General features: G+C 74.7%; 1 pseudogene. It reads left to right on the top strand.

The features are described from left to right. A pseudogene (locus VBO01S_RS32975) lies at positions 1 to 1,872 on the top strand (hypothetical protein); the annotation flags it as partial.

Here is a 1,872-nt window from a genome sequence, read left to right as displayed (position 1 = left end):
CGCCGAAATCGCCATCGACGGGCGCAGCGTGGCGCTCGACACCGCCGTGGTGCTGCCCAGCGGCAAGCTGGTGCTGCGCGCCGACGGCGATGTGCAGTTGCACGACGGCGCGCGGCTGGACCTGGCCGGGCGGCGCCTGCGCTTCTTCGACGTCGACAAGTACAGCTGGGGCGGCGACGTGGAGATCGAAAGCCGCACGGGCAACGTGCGCCAGGCCGCGGGCGCGCAGATCGACCTGTCGGCGCAGAACAACCGCGCCGGCCGGCTGGCCGTCACCGCGCTGGGCGCGGGCGCCGGCCAGGTCGAGCTGCTGGGCCGCATCGCCGGCGGCAGCAGCGGCGAGTACGACGCGGGCGGCACGGCGGTGCCCTACGCGGCCGGGCGCATCGACGTGCGCGCGCAGCGCCTGGCCGACTTCGCCGGCCTGAACCGCCGCCTGACCGACGGTGGCGTGGTCGGCGAGCGCAGCTTCCAGCTCAAGCAGGGCGACCTGGTGGTGGGCGACGAGCTGAAGGCGCGCGAGATCAACCTCTCGGTCGACGGCGGCCACCTCACCGTGGCCGGCACCGTGGACGCCGGCGGCGTGCAGGTCGGCAGCATCCGGCTGGCGGCGCGCGACGGCGTCACCCTTGCCGGCAACGCGCTGCTCGACGCGCACGGCACGCGGCTGCGCGTGGACAGCTACGGCCAGGCCATCGAGGCGCCCAACCGCGCCACCATCGAGATCGACAGCGGCAAGGGCCGCCTCGTGTTGGAGAACGGCGCGCGCATGGACCTGCGTGCCGGCACCGACGGCACGCCGCGCGCCTTCGGCACGGTGGAGCTCAACGCACCGCGCCTGGGCGGCGCGCGCGGCAATGACATCGACATCGACGCCGGCGGCACGCAGCGCATCGAGGGCGCGCGCACGATCACCGTCAACGGCTTCTTCCGCTACGACGACGCGCCCACGGGCACCGACCCGGACATCAGCGGGCGGCCCTACCAGCGCATCGGCCAGGCCTACCTGCAGGCCAAGCACGAGGACAGCACGGCCTTCATGCGCAACGTGCTGGCCAACGGCGCACTGGTCGACGGCCGGCTGGCGGGCCTGCGCGCCTACGGCGATGCCTTCCACCTGCGCCCCGGCGTGCAGATCGTGAGCCGCACGCCCGACGGCGACCTGCAGATCGACGGCGACCTCGACCTCTCGGCCTTCCGCTACGACAGCCTCAACGCGCGCACGCAGCGCACCGGCGTCTACGGCTCGGGCGAGGCCGGCGCGCTGGTGATGCGCGCGGGCGGCAACCTGAAGATCCACGGCAGCATCAACGACGGCTTCGACACCTCGGCGCTGCCGGCCACGCGCGACGACGACGGCTGGGTGCTGCTGAAAGGGCGCGTGCCCTTCGGCGGCGACGTGGTGGTGCCGCGCGGCGGCGCCGTCACGCTGGCCGAGAACACCTTCCTGCAGCCCGGGCGCGCGCTCAACTTCCAGGCGCCGCTCAAGGCCATGAGCCTGGCCGCCGGCACCGTGCTGCCGGTGCGCGCGGTGCTCACCGAGGGCTACACGCTGCCCGCGGGCACCGTGCTCGGCGGCGCGGTGCGCGATGCGTCGGGCCAGGTCCTTCATGCGGCCGGCACCGTGCTGGCGCAGCCGCTCGTGCTGGGCGCGAACATGCAGCTGGACCCCGGCGTGCGGCTGGCGGGCGCGGCCAAGGTCGGCCCGATGCTGTGGCCGGTGGGCGTGCCGCTGCCGTTCCCCGACGGCGCCGTGCTGGACGTCAACCAGCCGCCGTTCTACCGCTACAACGGCCCGGTGCTGGCGCGCGAGGTGCCGCTGCAGCGCGGCGCCGTCATCCCGGCCGAGACGGTGGTCGTGCTGCCCGGCGG

Source organism: Variovorax boronicumulans NBRC 103145 (genome assembly GCF_001591345.1).
GTDB lineage: Bacteria > Pseudomonadota > Gammaproteobacteria > Burkholderiales > Burkholderiaceae_C > Variovorax > Variovorax boronicumulans.
This window is presented reverse-complemented; position numbering and strand designations above follow the sequence as displayed.